This is a genomic window from Gottfriedia luciferensis (genome assembly GCF_002156865.1).
Lineage (GTDB): Bacteria > Bacillota > Bacilli > Bacillales > Bacillaceae_G > Gottfriedia > Gottfriedia luciferensis.
Genome location: NZ_NCTA01000012.1, coordinates 19,809 through 38,309, shown reverse-complemented (window position 1 = coordinate 38,309; position 18,501 = coordinate 19,809). Strand labels below are relative to the sequence as shown.

Annotated in this window: 19 protein-coding genes; 18 read left to right on the top strand and 1 reads right to left on the bottom strand. The window is 35.1% G+C overall.

Going from position 1 to position 18,501, the window contains the following annotated elements; translation table 11 throughout:
* The first annotated feature begins 14 nt into the window (after positions 1 to 14).
* From deoC to B7R67_RS10605, 16 genes are all read left to right on the top strand, one after another.
* The gene (gene deoC, locus B7R67_RS10680; RefSeq protein WP_088070233.1) at positions 15 to 680 is read left to right on the top strand and encodes a deoxyribose-phosphate aldolase; all 666 of its coding nucleotides are present in this window, start codon (positions 15 to 17) and stop codon (positions 678 to 680) included.
* 140 nt (positions 681 to 820) lie between these two features.
* Positions 821 to 1,225: a cytidine deaminase gene (locus B7R67_RS10675; RefSeq protein WP_088070231.1), complete on the top strand. Its 405-nt coding sequence runs from the start codon at positions 821 to 823 to the stop codon at positions 1,223 to 1,225.
* Between the two features lie 112 nt (positions 1,226 to 1,337).
* Positions 1,338 to 2,522 (top strand): NupC/NupG family nucleoside CNT transporter, encoded by a 1,185-nt coding sequence (locus tag B7R67_RS10670; RefSeq protein WP_088070229.1) that lies wholly within the window; start codon positions 1,338 to 1,340, stop codon positions 2,520 to 2,522.
* A gap of 111 nt (positions 2,523 to 2,633) precedes the next feature.
* Positions 2,634 to 3,269, top strand: a complete 636-nt coding sequence (locus B7R67_RS10665) for an AmiS/UreI family transporter (RefSeq protein ID WP_088070228.1) — start codon at positions 2,634 to 2,636, stop codon at positions 3,267 to 3,269.
* A gap of 190 nt (positions 3,270 to 3,459) precedes the next feature.
* Complete coding sequence (locus B7R67_RS22750) at positions 3,460 to 5,664, top strand: S8 family serine peptidase (protein WP_088070226.1); 2,205 nt, start codon at positions 3,460 to 3,462, stop codon at positions 5,662 to 5,664.
* 265 nt (positions 5,665 to 5,929) lie between these two features.
* Positions 5,930 to 6,154 (top strand): AtpZ/AtpI family protein, encoded by a 225-nt coding sequence (locus tag B7R67_RS10655; protein ID WP_088070224.1) that lies wholly within the window; start codon positions 5,930 to 5,932, stop codon positions 6,152 to 6,154.
* Between the two features lie 4 nt (positions 6,155 to 6,158).
* Positions 6,159 to 6,539: an ATP synthase subunit I gene (locus B7R67_RS10650; protein ID WP_088070222.1), complete on the top strand. Its 381-nt coding sequence runs from the start codon at positions 6,159 to 6,161 to the stop codon at positions 6,537 to 6,539.
* A 1-nt stretch (position 6,540) separates the two neighbouring features.
* Complete coding sequence (gene atpB, locus B7R67_RS10645) at positions 6,541 to 7,275, top strand: F0F1 ATP synthase subunit A (RefSeq protein ID WP_088070221.1); 735 nt, start codon at positions 6,541 to 6,543, stop codon at positions 7,273 to 7,275.
* 79 nt (positions 7,276 to 7,354) lie between these two features.
* Positions 7,355 to 7,570, top strand: coding sequence for a F0F1 ATP synthase subunit C (atpE, locus tag B7R67_RS10640; RefSeq protein ID WP_025568599.1), 216 nt, complete (start codon positions 7,355 to 7,357; stop codon positions 7,568 to 7,570).
* Positions 7,571 to 7,746: 176 nt separating this feature from the next.
* A complete protein-coding gene (atpF, locus tag B7R67_RS10635) occupies positions 7,747 to 8,271 on the top strand; it encodes a F0F1 ATP synthase subunit B (RefSeq protein ID WP_088070219.1) in 525 nt (174 codons plus the stop codon).
* Positions 8,268 to 8,807, top strand: coding sequence for a F0F1 ATP synthase subunit delta (locus B7R67_RS10630; RefSeq protein ID WP_088070217.1), 540 nt, complete (start codon positions 8,268 to 8,270; stop codon positions 8,805 to 8,807). Before atpF ends, B7R67_RS10630 begins: the two co-directional genes overlap by 4 nt.
* A 22-nt stretch (positions 8,808 to 8,829) precedes the next feature.
* On the top strand, positions 8,830 to 10,338 hold the full coding sequence (gene atpA, locus B7R67_RS10625) for a F0F1 ATP synthase subunit alpha (protein ID WP_088070215.1): 1,509 nt from the start codon (positions 8,830 to 8,832) through the stop codon (positions 10,336 to 10,338).
* 86 nt (positions 10,339 to 10,424) lie between these two features.
* Positions 10,425 to 11,279 carry a F0F1 ATP synthase subunit gamma gene (locus B7R67_RS10620; protein ID WP_088070213.1) on the top strand — a complete coding sequence of 285 codons (855 nt, stop codon included), beginning with the start codon at positions 10,425 to 10,427 and terminating at the stop codon, positions 11,277 to 11,279.
* Positions 11,280 to 11,343: 64 nt separating this feature from the next.
* Positions 11,344 to 12,756, top strand: a complete 1,413-nt coding sequence (gene atpD, locus B7R67_RS10615) for a F0F1 ATP synthase subunit beta (protein WP_088070211.1) — start codon at positions 11,344 to 11,346, stop codon at positions 12,754 to 12,756.
* A gap of 82 nt (positions 12,757 to 12,838) precedes the next feature.
* Positions 12,839 to 13,240 (top strand): F0F1 ATP synthase subunit epsilon, encoded by a 402-nt coding sequence (locus tag B7R67_RS10610; RefSeq protein ID WP_088070209.1) that lies wholly within the window; start codon positions 12,839 to 12,841, stop codon positions 13,238 to 13,240.
* Positions 13,241 to 13,940: 700 nt separating this feature from the next.
* A complete protein-coding gene (locus B7R67_RS10605; protein WP_088070207.1) occupies positions 13,941 to 14,927 on the top strand; it encodes a nuclease-related domain-containing protein in 987 nt (328 codons plus the stop codon).
* Here B7R67_RS10605 and B7R67_RS10600 read toward each other — a convergent pair.
* The gene (locus B7R67_RS10600) at positions 14,924 to 15,544 is read right to left on the bottom strand and encodes a TetR/AcrR family transcriptional regulator (protein WP_088070205.1); all 621 of its coding nucleotides are present in this window, start codon (positions 15,542 to 15,544) and stop codon (positions 14,924 to 14,926) included. The genes B7R67_RS10605 and B7R67_RS10600 overlap by 4 nt on opposite strands.
* 227 nt (positions 15,545 to 15,771) lie before the next feature.
* On the opposite strand from B7R67_RS10600, the gene B7R67_RS10595 reads away from it, so the two are divergent.
* Both B7R67_RS10595 and B7R67_RS10590 read left to right on the top strand, forming a co-directional pair.
* On the top strand, positions 15,772 to 16,416 hold the full coding sequence (locus B7R67_RS10595) for an HlyD family secretion protein (protein WP_407920393.1): 645 nt from the start codon (positions 15,772 to 15,774) through the stop codon (positions 16,414 to 16,416).
* 12 nt (positions 16,417 to 16,428) lie between these two features.
* Positions 16,429 to 18,201, top strand: coding sequence for a DHA2 family efflux MFS transporter permease subunit (locus B7R67_RS10590; protein ID WP_088070201.1), 1,773 nt, complete (start codon positions 16,429 to 16,431; stop codon positions 18,199 to 18,201).
* Positions 18,202 to 18,501 lie beyond the last annotated feature (300 nt).

Below are 18,501 nucleotides of genomic sequence, written 5' to 3'. Positions count from 1 at the left end.
GGAGAGACTAAATTATGAATTATGCAAATTTAGTAGATCACACATTATTACGCGCTGATGCAAAAAAAGAGGAAATTACAAAATTAGTAGAAGAAGCAAAAGAGTTTAATTTTGCATCTGTTTGTATTAATCCTACTTGGGTTTCTTATGCTAGTGAATTATTAAAAGATTCAGCTGTAAAGGTTTGTACAGTTATCGGTTTTCCTTTAGGAGCTAACACTCCAGAAGTAAAAGCATTCGAAACAACGAATGCAATTGAAAATGGTGCTGGAGAAGTTGATATGGTTATCAATATTTCTGCATTAAAAGAAAAAAATGATGAATTAGTTGAAAGAGATATTCGTGCGGTAGTTGAAGCTGCTAAAGGTAAAGCTTTAGTTAAAGTAATTATTGAAACTTGCCTTTTAACTGATGAAGAAAAAGTTAGAGCATGTGAATTATCAGTAAAAGCAGGTGCTGACTTCGTAAAAACATCTACAGGATTCTCAACTGGTGGAGCAACTGTAGAAGACGTAGCATTAATGCGTAAAACAGTTGGCGAAAATGTAGGAGTAAAAGCTTCTGGTGGAGTTCGTAGCTTAAAAGACGTTGAGAATGTAGTAAATGCTGGTGCAAACAGAATCGGAACTAGCTCAGGTGTAAAACTTGTTCAAGGCGAAGAAGCAAACACAGCTTATTAATTTCAAAATAATTTTAAAATAAAAAAAAGTGGGTGAGTTATTGCTCTTTAGCTCTTACGTTGGTAATATGGTAAGGCGAAGACAAAACTCACACACTTTAATAAATGAATTACCTATCTATTCGTTAAAGGGTGATATAAATGAATACACAATCATTAATCAATGAAGCTTTAAACGTTCGTGAAAACGCATACGCTCCGTACTCTAAGTTTAAAGTAGGTGCTGCGATTTTATTGAACAATCAAAAAGTCTACACTGGATGTAATGTTGAAAACGCTTCTTACGGTTTAACAAATTGTGCGGAAAGAACGGCAATTTTTAGTGCAGTAGCTAATGGAAATGGTTCTGCAAAAATCGAAGCGATTGCAATAGTAGGGGATACTGAAGGTCCAATTTCACCATGTGGTGCTTGTAGACAAGTTATTGCAGAGTTTAGTGATGAAAACACAAAAGTTTACTTAACAAACTTAAAAGGTGATGTCGCTGAAACAACTGTTAAGGAATTACTTCCTGGATCATTTAGTTCAAAAGATTTACAAGCTTAATCCTTGTCTGACATCTAACCTTTAAAGGATGTCTGACATCCAACAAATAAAGATGTGTCCGTTTTGAAAGCGCTTATATAATAAAAAATTATTGGATTTTCGGAGGAGAAACATGAAATACATTATAGCTCTTATTGGACTGCTAGTTGTTTTCGGATTAGCTTTCATTGCTAGTAGTGATCGTAAAAATATCAAATATCGTCCAATTTTAATCATGGTCGTTATTCAAATCGCATTAGCGTTCTTATTATTAAATTCAGAAGCAGGATTAATTTTAATTAAAGCTATTTCAAATGGATTTGGTAAGTTATTAGAATACGCGGCTCAAGGTGTGGATTTCGTATTTGGCGGAATGGTGAATAAAGGAGCGTTTACGTTCTTCACAGGTGTATTATTACCGATCGTATTTATTTCTGCTTTAATTGGTATTTTACAATTTACAAAAATATTACCATTCGTAATTAAATATATTGGTTTATTCTTAAGTAAAATCAATGGGATGGGTAAATTAGAGTCTTATAATGCAGTAGCTTCTGCAATTTTAGGACAATCTGAAGTATTCATTTCAGTAAAAAAACAACTTGGACATTTACCGAAAAATCGTTTATATACTCTTTGTGCATCAGCGATGTCAACAGTATCTATGTCAATCGTAGGTGCATATATGACAATGGTTGAACCAAAATACGTAGTAACTGCAATTGTATTAAACTTATTTGGTGGTTTTATTATCTCATCAATTATCAATCCATACACTGTTTCTGCAGAAGATGATATTTTAGCAGTTCAAGAAGAAGAAAAACAATCATTCTTTGAAATGCTTGGTGAGTATATTTTAGATGGTTTCAAAGTAGCGATTATCGTTGCTGCTATGTTAATTGGTTTTGTTGCATTAATTGGTGGAATCAACAATATTTTTGATATGATTTTTGGAATCTCATTCCAAGGTATTTTAGGATATGTATTTGCACCATTCGCTTTCATTATGGGTGTACCATTTAAAGAAGCTGTTGATGCAGGTAGTATTATGGCGACAAAACTTGTATCAAATGAGTTCGTTGCAATGATGGAATTAGCGAAGCACGGTAAAGAATTCACAGGTCGTACTTTAGGAATTGTTTCAGTATTCCTAGTATCATTTGCGAACTTCTCTTCAATTGGTATTATCGCAGGTGCAGTTAAAGGTTTACATGAAAAACAAGGTAATGTTGTAGCTCGTTTCGGATTAAAATTATTATTCGGTGCAACATTAGTTAGTGTTTTAACAGCAATTATCGTAGGTATCGTTTTAAAATAATATATTTCAAGCGTTTGACTTTGATCAGACGCTTGTATTTTTTTTAAATCTTAAAGAAGGAGGGTTGAGTTAAAAAGATAATATTACTGATTATCTTTTTAACAATTCACTATGGGATCAATCGGTTTACTACTATCTGGTGCAACTCTGTTTTTAAATAGTCTTGTTTTATTAAAAAAAGCAAATGCTAAAAGTGCAGCATATTTAAATTTGGTTGTCGGTACATTACAAATCGTAATTCCTTTTTATCTTTTAATGCACATCGGTGCTGGAAAATGGGAATTATTTAATACAGCGGGTATATTCTTCTTCGGTGTTACTTACTTACTAGTAGGTTTTACGAATCTAAAAGGTCTTAATGGAACTGGACTAGGATGGTTCTCACTTTGGGTATCAATTATGTCAGTTCTTTATACTTTCGTGAATTTAGTCATGATCCATGATGTGGTTAATGGCCTATTATGGGCTATGTGGGCATACTTATGGTATCTATTCTTTGCTGGAATCGTATTAGGTAAAAAAATCGATCGATATACTGGTATTGTTGCAATGATTCAATCTTGGACGACAGTTACGCTACCAGCTTTCTTAATGATTTTAGGAATTTGGCAAGATCCAATCATTTTAAAAGTATGGATCGTAGTACTAGGGGTTGCAATTTTGTATTTTATCGTACATGAAGTTAAATCATTTGTAAAAAATAAAAGATTTCAACTGTTCAATCAAACTGGTTTAAAAAATCAATGATAAAAATAGATAAAAAAGACTAACGTCTAGATTAGTAACGAGCTATATCTAGAGTTAGTCTTTTTTGTTTGTCCAAAAAGTCTAATTTCATTTTTAAAATAACCATAGAGCTAGAGAAAATTTCCTTTTTATACATGAATGAACGAATAGTGAGAAAGCTAAAAGAAAAAGTGTGTATAAAGGAGAAATTATGAAAAATTACTTTATTAAAATAATTATTTGCCTAGTTTTTTTACTAATTCCATTCAAAGGATATCTAGTAAATGCACATGAGAAACAAAAACAAGTTGCACTAATTTCGGTGAAAGAAGGAATGATTACACAAGCTCTAAAAAATATTGGCGAGCGCTACCCAAATATTACTGTAAGACAAAGATACACCGAAACATATTACGGCTTTTCTGTATCTGGTTCGCTTGAAGAATTATCACAATTAGCTAGTATGCCATTAGTAAAAGATATCCATTTTGTTACTACATATAGAGCACATTTAGAGGACAGTATTCCTTTTATTGGGGCGGATGAAGCACAGTTATACAAGGATCAAAGAGGGAGAAAGATAACTGGCGAAGGAGTTAAAGTAGGGGTTATTGATACAGGTGTGGATTATAGGCATCCTGATTTAAAATCAAATTATGGTGGAGGATACGACACAATCGATTTAGATAAAGACCCAATGGAAACTAAACTTGAAGAAAAGAGTACGTTTCACGGGACACATGTCGCAGGAGTAATTGCCGCAAATGGAAAAAGAAAAGGGGTAGCTCCTAAAGCGAAAATCTTTGCCTATCGCGCATTAGGACCTGGCGGAGTAGGTACTTCTGAAACTGTATTGGCTGCGATCGAACGAGCTGTAAAGGATAAGGTAGATATTATTAATTTATCTCTAGGAAATGATGTGAATGGACCAGATTGGCCAACTAGTATTGCCTTAGACAAGGCTGTTGAAAAAGGAGTACTAGCGATAACTGCCGCAGGAAACTCAGGACCGGGATTATGGACTGTGGGGTCACCAGCTACAGCATCAAAAGCACTAACAGTTGGTGCAAGTTATCCCCCAGTATTATTCCCATCTATCCACGTCAAAAATAAAGAAACAATTATCACGCCGATGATTGGCTCAGTTAAATGGACGAAAGGGACAGATGGACGATTTGTCTTTAAAGGATATGGTGAAAAAAGTGATCTTAAAAGAGTAAAGAATAAGATTGTTTTGTTAGAAAGAGGAAAAATCACATTTACTGATAAAGTAAAAAATGCGCAAGAAGCTGGAGCGAAAGCTGTTATTGTATTTAATAATGTGAATGGCCGATTCGTTGGTCAAATTAAAGGGAAATTTTCAATTCCGGCGGCAACTGTTTCTAGGAAAGAAGGCTTATGGATAAAAAAAGTGATTGAAAAGAGAAAAACCGATGCTAAAACTGGCCATGAGAAAAAGGTTGATGTGTTAGCAGAATTTAGTTCTAGAGGGCCAGTAACAGGAACTTGGCAAATGAAACCAGATTTATTAGCTCCAGGTGTACAAATAAAAAGCACGATTCCAGGAGGATATTTATCGTTACAAGGTACAAGTATGGCAAGTCCACATGTAGCTGGAGCAGCTGCCTTATTAAAGCAATTGCACCCGGATTGGAGTACTGATGATTTAAAAAGTGTTCTTGTAAATACAGCTACACCATTATATAAGAATAATAAAATGATGTATCGTGCATATGAACAAGGAGCTGGAAGATTAGATATTGAAGAAGCGTTAGATACAGAAACAACTTTATATCCAACATCTTTATCTTTTGGAGTAACTAGAAAAGTAGATCAACAAGTAAAGAAAGATTTTGTTGTGAAAGTTTCCAATAAATCAAACAAGCCAAAACAAGTGACGGCAGTAAATAATCAACAAACAACTGGAATACAATGGGTATTACCTAAACCTTTTTCAATTCCAGCCCATACGAGTAAGAACGTAAAATTAAGTGCAACTGTAGAGGCGAAAGATTTAAAAGATGGATTTTATGATGGGGCAATTACATTTAGCACGGATGACAAAGAATCACTTAGAATGCCTTATTTATTATTACAAGGAGAACCGAATTTTCCATCGGTAATGGGATTTCATTTTGGAAGAGTAAAAGGTAAAAACCATTACAAATATGAATTGTATCTACCAAGTAAGGTCGAGGTGTATAAAATTGCTGTATTTGAATCAGAGACATTTCGTCTACTAGGAATTATTGATGAACAGAAAAATAGTAAGAGAGGAATTATTAAAAAGGAACTAGTATTGAACGATTTTCCTAAAAATGGAATTTATAAATTTGTCATTTTTTATAAACGTAAACAATATGAAAGTGCAACAGAATCATATGTTAATGTCGCGAAAGTGTACGTAGAAGACTAAAAATTGGTAAGTAATTTTTAATAGTTTTTTAATTTAGGTAATTGACACATTTTTGTAACATATTGTATGCTTAACATGAATGTTTAAAAGGGTTTTCATTAAGTGTAAACACTTTCTTGTCGAAAATTTTTGAACGTTTTGTGAACAATTTGTGAACGTTTTCAACCTAGTAGAGATTTTGGCAAATAATTGTTGTAGAATAAACCATGATAATAAGACTTTTGGCAATTTTTTGGGAATGAAAATTGACATGGAGGGATTTTGTATGAAAAACAACAATCAACATCCTCTTAAAGCAATGGCACTCATGTCTTCCATTCTAGCTCAACTTGTCGGTTCTATTCTCATAGGTATCTTTTTAGGAAGATGGATTGATTCATTTTTTAATTGGCCAATACCAGTATTTATGATAATTTTCCTACTATTAGGATTATTTACTGGAATCTACGGCACGCTTAAGTTAGTTAAGCAATTTACTCCAGGGGACTAGTTACATGCAAAAAGATCAATTTAGACGATTTACACGAGATATGTTGTACATCATTTCTTTGGCTGTTTTAGGTTGGGCATTTACCGATTATAAAACAATTTTCACAGGTTATATTCTCGGAACCGTAACTAGCTTTTATTGTATATGGATTCTACACAGAAAGATAAATACCTTCTTCGATCGAGTTTTAAAGCAACAAAAAGTTCGTTCTTTAGGTACTGTAATTTGTCTTTCAGCGGTGGCTTTAGCAATGGTCATCGCGCTTCGGTATGAAAATTTTGTGAACATACCGGCACTAACCGCGGGATTAATGACAGGTCATCTTGTCATTATGATACATTTTGCAATACAACAAACGTCTTTTGCAAGGAAGAGAGGTGAATAAATTGGAACACGGCACTTATGGTTTTAAATTTCTTGGTTTAGATTTTACGTTAACGAATGTTCTGATGACAACCATTGCTGCAGTAATCGTTTTTATCATCGCAGTTACATGCGCAAGAAGTCTGCAATTACGCCCAACAGGAAAGCAAAACTTTTTAGAATGGGTTGTAGATTTCGTTAAAAACATTATCAACAGTACAATGGATTGGGAAACTGGTGGTCGCTTCCTTACATTAGGTGTGACATTACTTATGTACATATTTGTTTCAAATATGTTAGGTCTTCCATTCGATATCTCATACGATGGAAACTCAGTTTGGAAATCACCTACATCCGACCCAGTTATAACGTTATCATTAGCAATCTTTATAGTTTGTTTATCACATTATTATGGTATTAAAATGCGCGGTATTGGAGCGTATGGTAAGACATTCATCCAACCGATGCCATTCTTATTCCCATTAAAAATCATAGAAGAATTAGCAAACACTTTAACGCTAGGTCTTCGACTTTACGGAAACATCTATGCGGGGGAAATCTTACTAGGTTTACTTGCAACAATGGGTACACACGCTTATGCTACAAGTACAGGATCAGGTATTATCTGGACTATCGCAGCAGCAATACCGATGATTGTATGGCAAGGATTCTCAGTATTCGTTGGTTCAATCCAAGCGTTTATCTTCGTAATGTTAACAATGGTTTACCTGTCACATAAAGTGGCGGACGAGCATTAATCGGCTCATTTAATTTAGTAGTTAGATAAAAATTATAATAAAAATATATTTCTTATGTATAAGAAGGAGGAAATTTAAAATGGCTTTAATCGCAGCGGCAATCGCAATAGGTTTAGGTGCACTAGGTGCAGGTATTGGTAACGGTTTAATTGTATCACGTACAGTAGAAGGTGTTGCTCGTCAACCAGAATTACGTTCAACTCTTCAAACTTTAATGTTCATCGGGGTTGCATTAGTTGAGGCACTTCCAATCATCGCAGTAGTAATCGCATTCATGGCATTCGGTAAAGCTTAATATTATACAAGCAGTTTAAAAATGGCGAAGTTTGTGTTCACATTTACTTCGCCATTGCTTTATAACACATTAGTTATAAAGTTTACATTTGAAAGTAAAGCATAGGTCGGCAGTGATCTAAGCTATGTTATAAAGAAAATATTATTAAATGAAACCCTTGAAGGGAGTGAAGGCATGTGTTAAACGGATCATTATTCGTATTAGCTGAAGCAGGACATGGTATTCCTTGGGGCGATGTTGTGTTTCAATTACTAATTTTCGTAATTCTACTTGCATTATTACGTAAGTATGCATTAGGACCAGTAATGGGAATTATGAAACAACGTGAAGATCACATCGCTAATCAGTTAGATTCAGCAGAGAAAAACAACGCAGATGCAATGAAACTAGTTGAAGAGCAAAAACAAGAGTTAGTTGCAGCTCGTAAAGAAGCTCAAGAACTTCTTGAGAAAGCTAGAAAGCAAGCTGACGTACAACGTGAAGAAATCGTTGCAGCAGCTAAAGCAGAAGCTGAAAACATGAAAGAAAGCGCTATGCGTGAAATTACTCGTGAAAAAGAGCTTGCAGTACAATCAGTTCAACAACAAGTGGCTTCATTATCAGTATTAATCGCTTCTAAAGTTCTTGAAAAAGAAGTGAAATCTGAAGACCAATCTGCTATTTTTGATCAATATCTTAAAGAAGTAGGCGAAGCGAAATGAGTAACGAATTAGTTGCAAAACGCTACGCAAACGCTCTTTTTGAACTAGCAACAGAACAAAATTTAGTAGAAACTGTTGAACACGACTTACAAGTAGTGAAAAAGGAATATGTAGAAAACTTAGAGTTACATAAGTTTTTACAACATCCTGGTATCACAAAAGAAAGCAAAAAGTCTGTCTTAAATGACACATTTGCTTCAATCTCTGAAACGGTATTAAATCTAGTTTGTTTATTAGTTGATCGTCAACGTTTAAACATCATTCCTAGCTTAGTAACTGAATACATCCAAATTGCGAACGAATCTCGTAATATTGCGGATGCAACAGTTTACTCTGTAACGGCAATGTCTAATGAAGAGCTAGAGAAAATTGCAGCATTATTTGCTTCAAAATTAGGTAAAAATTCTTTACGCATTACAAATGAAGTTGATTCATCATTAATTGGTGGATACAAAGTTCGTATTGGTAATCGTATTTATGATGGCAGTTTAAAAAATAAACTTGTTCGTATTGAACGTGAATTAATCGCAAAATAGTTTGTAGATAGGGGTGAAATGCATGAGCATCAAAGCTGAAGAAATCAGTGCGCTGATTAAAAAGCAAATCGAAAATTACCAAACTGAAATAGAAGTTAGTGATGTTGGTACAGTTATCCAAGTTGGTGACGGTATCGCTCGTGCTCATGGTCTTGACCAATGTATGTCAGGAGAGCTAGTTGAGTTCTCTAATGGCGTAATGGGACTAGCACAAAACTTAGAAGAAAATAACGTAGGTATCGTTATCTTAGGTCCTTACACAGGAATTAAAGAAGGCGACGAGGTTCGTCGTACTGGACGCATCATGCAAGTTCCAGTTGGTGAAGAATTAATCGGTCGCGTAGTAAATCCATTAGGTCAACCAGTTGATGGAATGGGTCCAATCGCTACGACTAAAACTCGTCCAATCGAAAATCCAGCACCAGGCGTAATGGCACGTAAATCAGTACATGAGCCATTACAAACTGGTATCAAAGCGATCGACGCTCTAGTACCAATCGGACGTGGACAACGTGAGTTAATCATCGGTGACCGTCAAACTGGTAAAACATCTGTAGCAATCGATACAATCCTTAACCAAGCTGACCAAAACATGATCTGTATCTATGTTGCAATCGGTCAAAAAGAATCAACAGTTCGTGGACTTGTTGAAACTTTACGTAAGCACGGCGCTTTAGATTACACAATCGTTGTAACTGCACCTGCTTCATCTCCAGCTCCAATGTTATACTTAGCTCCTTTCGCTGGTGTAACAATGGGTGAAGAGTTTATGTACAATGGTAAACACGTATTAGTAGTTTACGATGATTTATCAAAACAAGCGGTAGCTTACCGTGAACTTTCATTACTATTAAAACGTCCTCCAGGTCGTGAAGCTTACCCAGGGGATGTATTCTACTTACACTCTCGCTTATTAGAGCGTGCAGCTAAGTTAAATGATGAGTTAGGTGGCGGTTCATTAACTGCATTACCATTCATCGAAACACAAGCTGGTGATATCTCAGCTTATATTCCAACAAACGTAATCTCAATTACTGACGGACAAATCTTCTTACAGTCTGACTTATTCTTCTCTGGCGTACGTCCAGCGATCAACGCAGGTCTTTCTGTATCACGTGTAGGTGGTTCAGCGCAAATTAAAGCGATGAAATCAGTAGCAGGTACGCTACGTCTTGACTTAGCATCTTACCGTGAGCTTGAGGCATTTGCTGCGTTCGGTTCTGACTTAGATAAAGCAACTCAAGCTAAACTTAACCGTGGTGCTCGTACAGTTGAAATTCTAAAACAAGGTTTACACAAACCTTTAAAAGTAGAAAAACAAGTTACTAGTCTTTATGCTTTAACACGTGGTCACTTAGACAGCGTAGCAGTTGAAGACATTACTCGTTTTGAAGAAGAAATGTTAGCTTGGATGGACGTTAATGCAAAAGGTCTTTTAGATGCTATTCGTACAACTGGTAAATTACCAAACGAAGCTGATCTTGACGCTGCAATCACAAGCTTTAAAAAGAACTTTATTGCTTCTAAATAAGAGGGCAATTTAAATAACTGAAATTGAAGGAACGGGCTTTAGGCTCGTCCTTCATTTAACTGTTTACCAAAAGGTGGTGAAAACCTGTGGCATCATTACGCGATATAAAAACGAAAATTAATTCAACAAAAAAGACAAGCCAAATCACAAAAGCGATGGAGATGGTTTCTGCTGCTAAATTAAACCGCGCTGAACAAAACTCTAAGCAATTTGTTCCTTACATGGAAAAAATGCAAGAGGTAGTTGGTAGCGTAGCAAAAGGTGTAAACAGTAGACATCCGATGCTTGTAACACGTCCTGTAAAAAAGACTGGTTATATTGTCATCACTTCAGACCGTGGTTTAGCTGGTGCATTTAATAGTAACGTATTACGTGCGGTAACAAATACAATTAAAGAACGTCACAAATCAAATGATGAGTTTGCAATTATTGTATTAGGTCGAGTTGGACGTGATTACTTTAAGCGTTTAGGTTATCCAATCGTTGAAGAGGTACTTGGAATTCCAGATCAACCTTCATTCGATGATATTCAAAAGTTTGCTAATCGTACAGTTCAAATGTACACTGATGGCATTTTTGATGAGCTATACTTATCTTATAATCATTTCGTAAGTAAGATTTCTCAAGAGGTTTCTGAGAAAAAGCTTCTACCTTTAACAGACATTGACACAGGTAAAGCAACAACTAACTACGAATTTGAACCTTCTGATGATGAAATCCTAGAAGTTTTACTGCCTCAATATGCGGAAAGCTTAATCTATGGTGCATTATTAGATTCTAAAGCTAGTGAACACGCTTCACGTATGACAGCGATGAAAAATGCAACTGATAATGCGAAAGAAGTTATCAGCAAGCTTACTCTTCACTATAACCGTGCGCGTCAAGCAGCAATTACACAAGAGATTACTGAGATTGTCGGCGGTGCAGCTGCATTAGGTTAATCGACCTTCAAACAGTAAGATAAATTGATCGGCTTTAAAGGAAACAATGCTAGGAGGAAAAGCGATGAGCAATGGTATTATTACTCAGGTATTAGGTCCAGTAGTAGACGTAAAGTTCGAAAATGGCCAATTACCACAAATCTATAATGCGTTACGTGTTCGTAAAGAAGCAGGAAGCGCTAATGAAGTAAACATTGATTTAACATTAGAAGTTGCTCTTCACTTAGGTGACGATACTGTTCGTACAGTTGCAATGGCTTCAACTGATGGATTAGTACGTGGTATGGAAGCAGTTAACACAGGTAAACCAATCTCGGTTCCAGTTGGAGACGCTACATTAGGTCGTGTATTCAACGTGTTAGGTGACAACATTGACTTAGACGAAGAAGTTGGAGCAGACGTACGTCGTGATCCAATTCACCGTCAAGCACCTAAATTTGAAGAATTAACTACAAAAGTAGAAATCCTTGAAACTGGTATCAAAGTAGTAGACTTATTAGCTCCTTATATCAAAGGTGGTAAAATCGGTCTATTCGGTGGTGCGGGTGTAGGTAAAACTGTATTAATTCAAGAATTAATCAACAACATCGCACAAGAGCACGGCGGTATCTCAGTATTCGCTGGTGTAGGTGAGCGTACTCGTGAAGGTAACGACTTATACCACGAAATGAAAGACTCTGGCGTTATCAACAAAACAGCGATGGTATTCGGACAAATGAACGAACCACCTGGAGCACGTCAACGTGTTGCCCTAACTGGTTTAACAATGGCTGAATATTTCCGTGATGAGCAAGGTCAAGACGTGTTATTCTTCATTGATAACATCTTCCGTTTCACTCAAGCAGGTTCTGAGGTTTCTGCCCTATTAGGTCGTATGCCTTCTGCGGTAGGTTACCAACCAACTCTTGCTACTGAAATGGGTCAATTACAAGAGCGTATCACATCAACAAACAAAGGTTCTGTAACTTCGATTCAAGCGATTTACGTTCCTGCCGATGACTATACGGATCCAGCTCCAGCTACAGCGTTCGCTCACTTAGATGCAACAACAAACTTAGAGCGTCGTTTATCTGAAATGGGTATTTACCCTGCGGTAGATCCATTAGCATCTACATCTCGTGCATTAAACCCAGAAGTTGTTGGAGCTGAGCACTATGAAGTAGCTCGTCAAGTTCAATCAACTTTACAACGTTATAGAGAACTTCAAGATATCATCGCAATCTTAGGTATGGATGAGTTATCAGAAGAAGATAAATTAGTCGTAGCTCGTGCTCGTCGTATTCAATTCTTCTTATCTCAAAACTTCCACGTTGCGGAACAATTCACAGGACAAAAAGGTTCTTACGTACCAGTTAAAGAAACTGTTCGTGGATTCAAAGAGATCTTAGAAGGTAAATATGATACTCTTCCTGAAGATGCATTCCGTCTAGTTGGACGCATTGAAGAAGTAGTAGAAAAAGCAAAAACATTAGTATAATAATTGTCTAATCGAAAGCTTGTTCATCATTCAAACTGAATGAACTTGATTAGCTCACGAAGCTAGACAGGAGGAGTTCACTATGAAGACAATGAAAGTCAGTATCGTCACTCCTAATGGACCGGCTTATGAAGGCGAAACAGAATTCGTTAGCACGAAAGCAACTAGCGGTGAGCTAGGTATCTTACCTGGACACATTTCAACTGTGGCACCGTTAGCAACAGCACCTGTTAAAGTAAAAACACAAACTGGAACAGACTACGTTGCAGTTAGTGGCGGATTCATTGAAATTCGACCTGAAGCCGTTACAATATTGGCTCAATCTGCTGAAGCATCAACTGAAATCGACGTTGAGCGTGCAGTAGAAGCAAAAAAACGTGCAGAAAAACGTATACAAGAAAAACGTCCTGATACGGATATCAAACGTGCGGAACTTGCTTTACACAAAGCTATGAACCGTTTAAACGTTGCACAATATAAGTAATTAAGAGAAAAGTCCCCTTTTTTGTGGGGCTTTTTTTTGTTTGGTGAAGAATTTGATGTGGGTTCAGAGTAAACAAGGTAAGGACTGCTCAGGGGTGCAAATAAACTGAGAAAAGCTGCAAATAAATTAGTGAAGGGAGCAAATAAATAAGATGTAGTGACTAAGGCGATTCAAAAGCCGCAAATAAGGTGAGGAAAGTTGCAAATAAATTGGTGAGGTATGCAAATAAATGAAAAGTAGTGACTAAAGATACTCAACGTCGCAAATAAACCAGAATAATCGCAAATAAAATTTACCATCGCAAATAAATTTCAAGAATCGCAATAAAAAATAGCAAAATCGCAATTAAAATTTGAAAATGGCAAATAAAAGATGCAAAGCGCAAATAAAATTCGAGAATCGCAAATAAAAATGCAAAATCGCAATTAAAATCAAAAAATCACAATTAAAATGACTAAAATCGCAAATAAAACTAGCTATTCTTAAAAAAATGAACAAAAAACTACCGTTTACATCAAATATCACCTAGTTATTTCATTGCTTATGTAAAAACTTAGGAATAAACATAGAAAATTACCCTTAAATTGAGCAAAAACTAATAAAAAGACAATAAAACACTTAACTTTTCAAATTAATAATTGGAAGGTGAAGCTCTAGCCTTTGTCGAAATTCATCTTTAAATCAAAAAGAGGTGATATAAATGATATTAAAGGAACGAACGATACCATTAACTATTAAGAAACTAGAAGCTTTGTTGAGGAGAATCCCCGCTGAACATAATCAAAGAAGTAAAGTAGTGGAGGATCTTTCAAAGTTTAAGGCTGGGTATCATGGTGAAAAATCTTTAGATTACTATTTGAGTTTTTTTAATAAAGATCGCTATTTTGTAATTCAAGATTTAAGGCTTGTAGACAGTGAAAAGCGCTTTTTTCAAATTGATACGATTATTCTTTCACCAAGTATTTTGCTAATCATTGAAGTGAAGAATTATGTTGGAACACTTTATTTTGATCAAAGCTTTAATCAGCTTATTCGAATAAATGAGGGGAAGGAAGATGCTTTTTTAAATCCTATCATACAAGTTGAGCGTCAAAAACTTCAACTTCGAAATTGGCTTGAACAAAACAAGTATTCAAACTATCCAATAATTCCATTAGTTGTTTTGAGCAATTCAAAATCTATTATTAAAGCTTCTACTAACATAAGAGAAGTTGCAAGTAAAGTTCTTCATTCAGAGTCACTATACAAGAAAATAGAAGAATTAGAATTAAAGTACCATAAAGATTTATATACGAATAAAGAAATTCGAAAGCTAGCGAAATTATTTATAAAGCAGAATCAGCTATTGGATCAAAACATTTTAGAGAAGTATAACATTTCAATAAATGATCTATTAACAGGAGTAAATTGTGAACAGTGCAAATCATATGCAATGATAAGAACTAAAGGATCTTGGTATTGTCCTCATTGTGCCAACATTTCGAAAGAAGCCCATTTTCAAACGTTACATGATTACTATTTATTAATAGGAAATTCAATTAAAAATAGCCAATTCCGAGAATTCCTTCATATATCCTCAATTTACTCTGCTTCAAGACTACTCTCCAAACTAACTCTCCCAAGCACAGGAACAAAAAAAGATAAAGTCTACTACCTAGACGAGCTTTCAGAACAAAGCTTTCTTTAATTATGTTCCAAGCCTGCTGTTGTTAATATGCCATTTCTTGAGATTTTTAATAAATGCTCTGCCATGTATTTTGTTGAGTAGGGCATGTCATTTTCGACCCAAAAAGAGATTACGGCTAGTGTTGCACCGGCCATGTAACTGACTAATAAGTCTGCTGGAACGATGTATTTATTCTTTTTTGGTTGAATGTACGATATCCCTTTCTCAAATGTTGTTTGTAGGACTTGATAAAGTCTTCTTCTAAATATATTTGGTCCTTGTTTTCTAAGTAGGACTTTGTAGAAGTAGCTATTTTTTTCGATATGCTCGAATAGATGGAAATAAGATTGCAGAGCTATTTTATCAAGTGAGTCTGGTTCTCCGTCATACATTGTATAATCTACATTTTTAATGGAGTTGTCTAGATCTATTAGTTTTTGGCCTACAATTTGGCGGATCATTTGGTATTTGTCTTCGTAGTGACTATAAAAGGTCGCTCGGTTTACATTGGCTTTTTTGGTTATATCTTGAACACTTATTGATTCGAAATCATTATCAGCTAATAAAGTGATTAATGCATCTTGTAAAAGTTGTCTAGTACGAATGACGCGAGGGTCAAGATTATTTTTAATCGACATTTTAAAACTCCTTTGTTGGATAACTTTTAGAAAGAAAACAGTGTATTGCAGTAGTGTTGTTTAAACAACAAAAATCAAATTTTTAACGGTTGAGTACGTTTATAAATCAATTATAATTAAAAACTATGAGAAGTAAAACAACAAGGTGTTGTTTAACTTGGATTAGCTAAATAGAGAGAAACGATTAAAAATTTAGGAGGATTTTATTTATGGGGAACATGAAGAAAATGGTGTTTGTTAACATTATTACTTTAATCATATTAGTTGCTGGTGGTTTTGCAGGTTATTACTATTATGATCAATCAGCTAACTATATAAAAACAGATAATGCAAAAATCGATGGACAACAAATTGTTATTTCATCGCCAGCTGCTGGTAAGCTTGAGTCTTGGTCAGGTTCATTTGGAAAAACATTTTCACCTAATGAAACAATTGGTAAAGTTTTAACTGCACCTCAAACTGCAGGTGATACTGCTCATGAAGTTTCGGTATCAGTACCAACAAATGCAACAATCGTTCAAACAAATGCAATTAAAGATCAGTTAGTTGGAACAGGTTCAACACTTGGATATGCATATAATTTAGATAATCTATGGGTTACTGCAAATATTAAAGAAACTGAAGTAGAAGACGTGAAAAAAGGTCAAGAAGTTGACGTGTATGTTGATGCATACCCAGATACTACTTTAACAGGTACAGTTGAATTTGTTGGTTTAACAACTGCAAATACATTTAGTTTATTACCTTCTGGAAACTCTAATGCAAACTATACGAAAGTAGAACAAGTAGTACCAGTAAGAATTGCATTAGATCATAACAAGTCATTTGAGATTGTTCCAGGAATGAATGCTTCTGTTCGTATTCATAAGTAAGGAGGAATTTCGATGTCTACAGGAATGATTACAGCTTATGGAGGGTTTTGCTTAATTGTTTTCTTTATCATTAATCGAATTGCATTAAGGAGTAAAGATAACGATAAAAAAATAGATCAAGTTAAAGAAACAGTCCAATCAGAAGAAATAAATCAATTAGTACAATCCGAAGAAATTGAAAAGAAACCAACTCCAGCTCAAGCGAGTGAGCAACAAAGCTTTAGCGTAGGAAAAGTTTTAACGGTATTATTACTAGGTATGTTCGTATCGATTTTAAATCAAACGTTAATCAACGTTGCTTTACCGAAGTTAATGGCTGATTTTAATGTAACAACTTCTACGGCACAGTGGTTATCAACTGGTTTCATGCTAGTAAATGGTATTTTAATTCCAGTAAGTGCCTATTTAGTTGAAACATTTACGTATCGAAAATTATTTATCTTTTCGATGATTGCTTTCACGATTGGTTCAATAATTTGTGCCATTTCAGGAAACTTCCCAATTATGATGGTTGGACGTGTTGTTCAAGCGGTAGGTGCGGGTATATTAATGCCACTTGGTATGAATATATTCATGACGATTTTCCCGCCTGAAAAGCGTGGTGCTGCGATGGGGTTAATGGGGATCGCAATGATTCTTGCTCCTGCTATTGGTCCAACGATTACGGGTTATGTAGTTCAAGACTATTCTTGGCATTTCATATTTTATGGAATGGCTGTAATCGGTGTAATTGCAATCCTTTTAGCAAATGCTTGGTTCCATATTTCACGTAAACGTTCATTCCCAACTTTAGATATTTGGGGAGTACTAAGCTCGTCAATTGGATTTGGTAGCTTATTATATGGATTTAGTGAAGCAGGTAATAAAGGCTGGGATAGCACTGAGGTAGTTCTTTCTCTGGTCATCGCAGGCATAAGTTTAAGCTTATTTGTATGGAGAGAGCTAACTGCAAAACAACCTTTAATTAATTTAAGAGTATTTAAGTTCTTTTCATTTTCTTATACATTATTGATTAACTTAATTGTAACAACGGCTTTATATGGTGGGATGATTTTACTTCCACTCTATTTACAAAATATCCGTGGATTTACACCAATTGAGGCAGGGTTACTATTATTACCTGGTTCATTGATTATGGGTGCACTTGGACCACTTACTGGTAAATTATTTGATAAATATGGAATTCGTCCTTTAGCGATATTTGGACTTTTAATTATGACGTTTACAACATATGAGTTCACTAAACTGTCAATTGATACGCCATATTTAAAAATTATGTTTTTCTATACTTTACGCTCATTTGGTATGTCCTTTATTATGATGCCGATTATGACTGCAGGGTTGAATAACTTACCAGTGAAAATGATTTCTCATGGTACAGCAACTCAAAATACGTTGCGACAAGTAGCTGGTTCAGTAGGTACAGCGATCCTTGTTACGATTATGACGACTCAAACGACAAATCATATGGCTGACTTCTCTAACGAAGTAACGTCAACGAATCCTTTCATTATGGATTGGGTTCATCACGCTGGAGCACAGATAGCTAGTGCAGGTGGTTTAACTCCTTCACAAGGTGGAGCTTTAGCAGTTACATCGCTTTATGCTCAAGCATCTAAATTGGCTTCAATTAATGGAATCAATGATGCATTCATCTTTGCAACTGCGCTTTCTTGTATCGCTTTAGTACTTTCTGTTTTTATGAGAAGTACAAAGAATAGAAAATTTGCTCAACCTCAAGCAAAAAATCAAAATAAGCAGTCTTCAGAAACGATTGCATCTTAAAACTATCTAATTTTTTGGACTTAGTCTAAATACGAAAACCAACTCGTTCGAGTTGGTTTTTTTTCGACAATTATCAATGTTTTTAGATTTGTGGAAATTGTGAATAACTTTCTGTGGATTTGTGGATAACTTCTATACTGATATATAAATTCGGTGATTTTTTATGTAAATAAAATGATTATAATTTTATTAGAATGACATACATATAGGATAAGTAGAGGATAATGGATTTTATTTTTCAACTATATTATTCAATTTTAGGATTAATGGCAATAAATATCGACACGTTTTTGCCACATT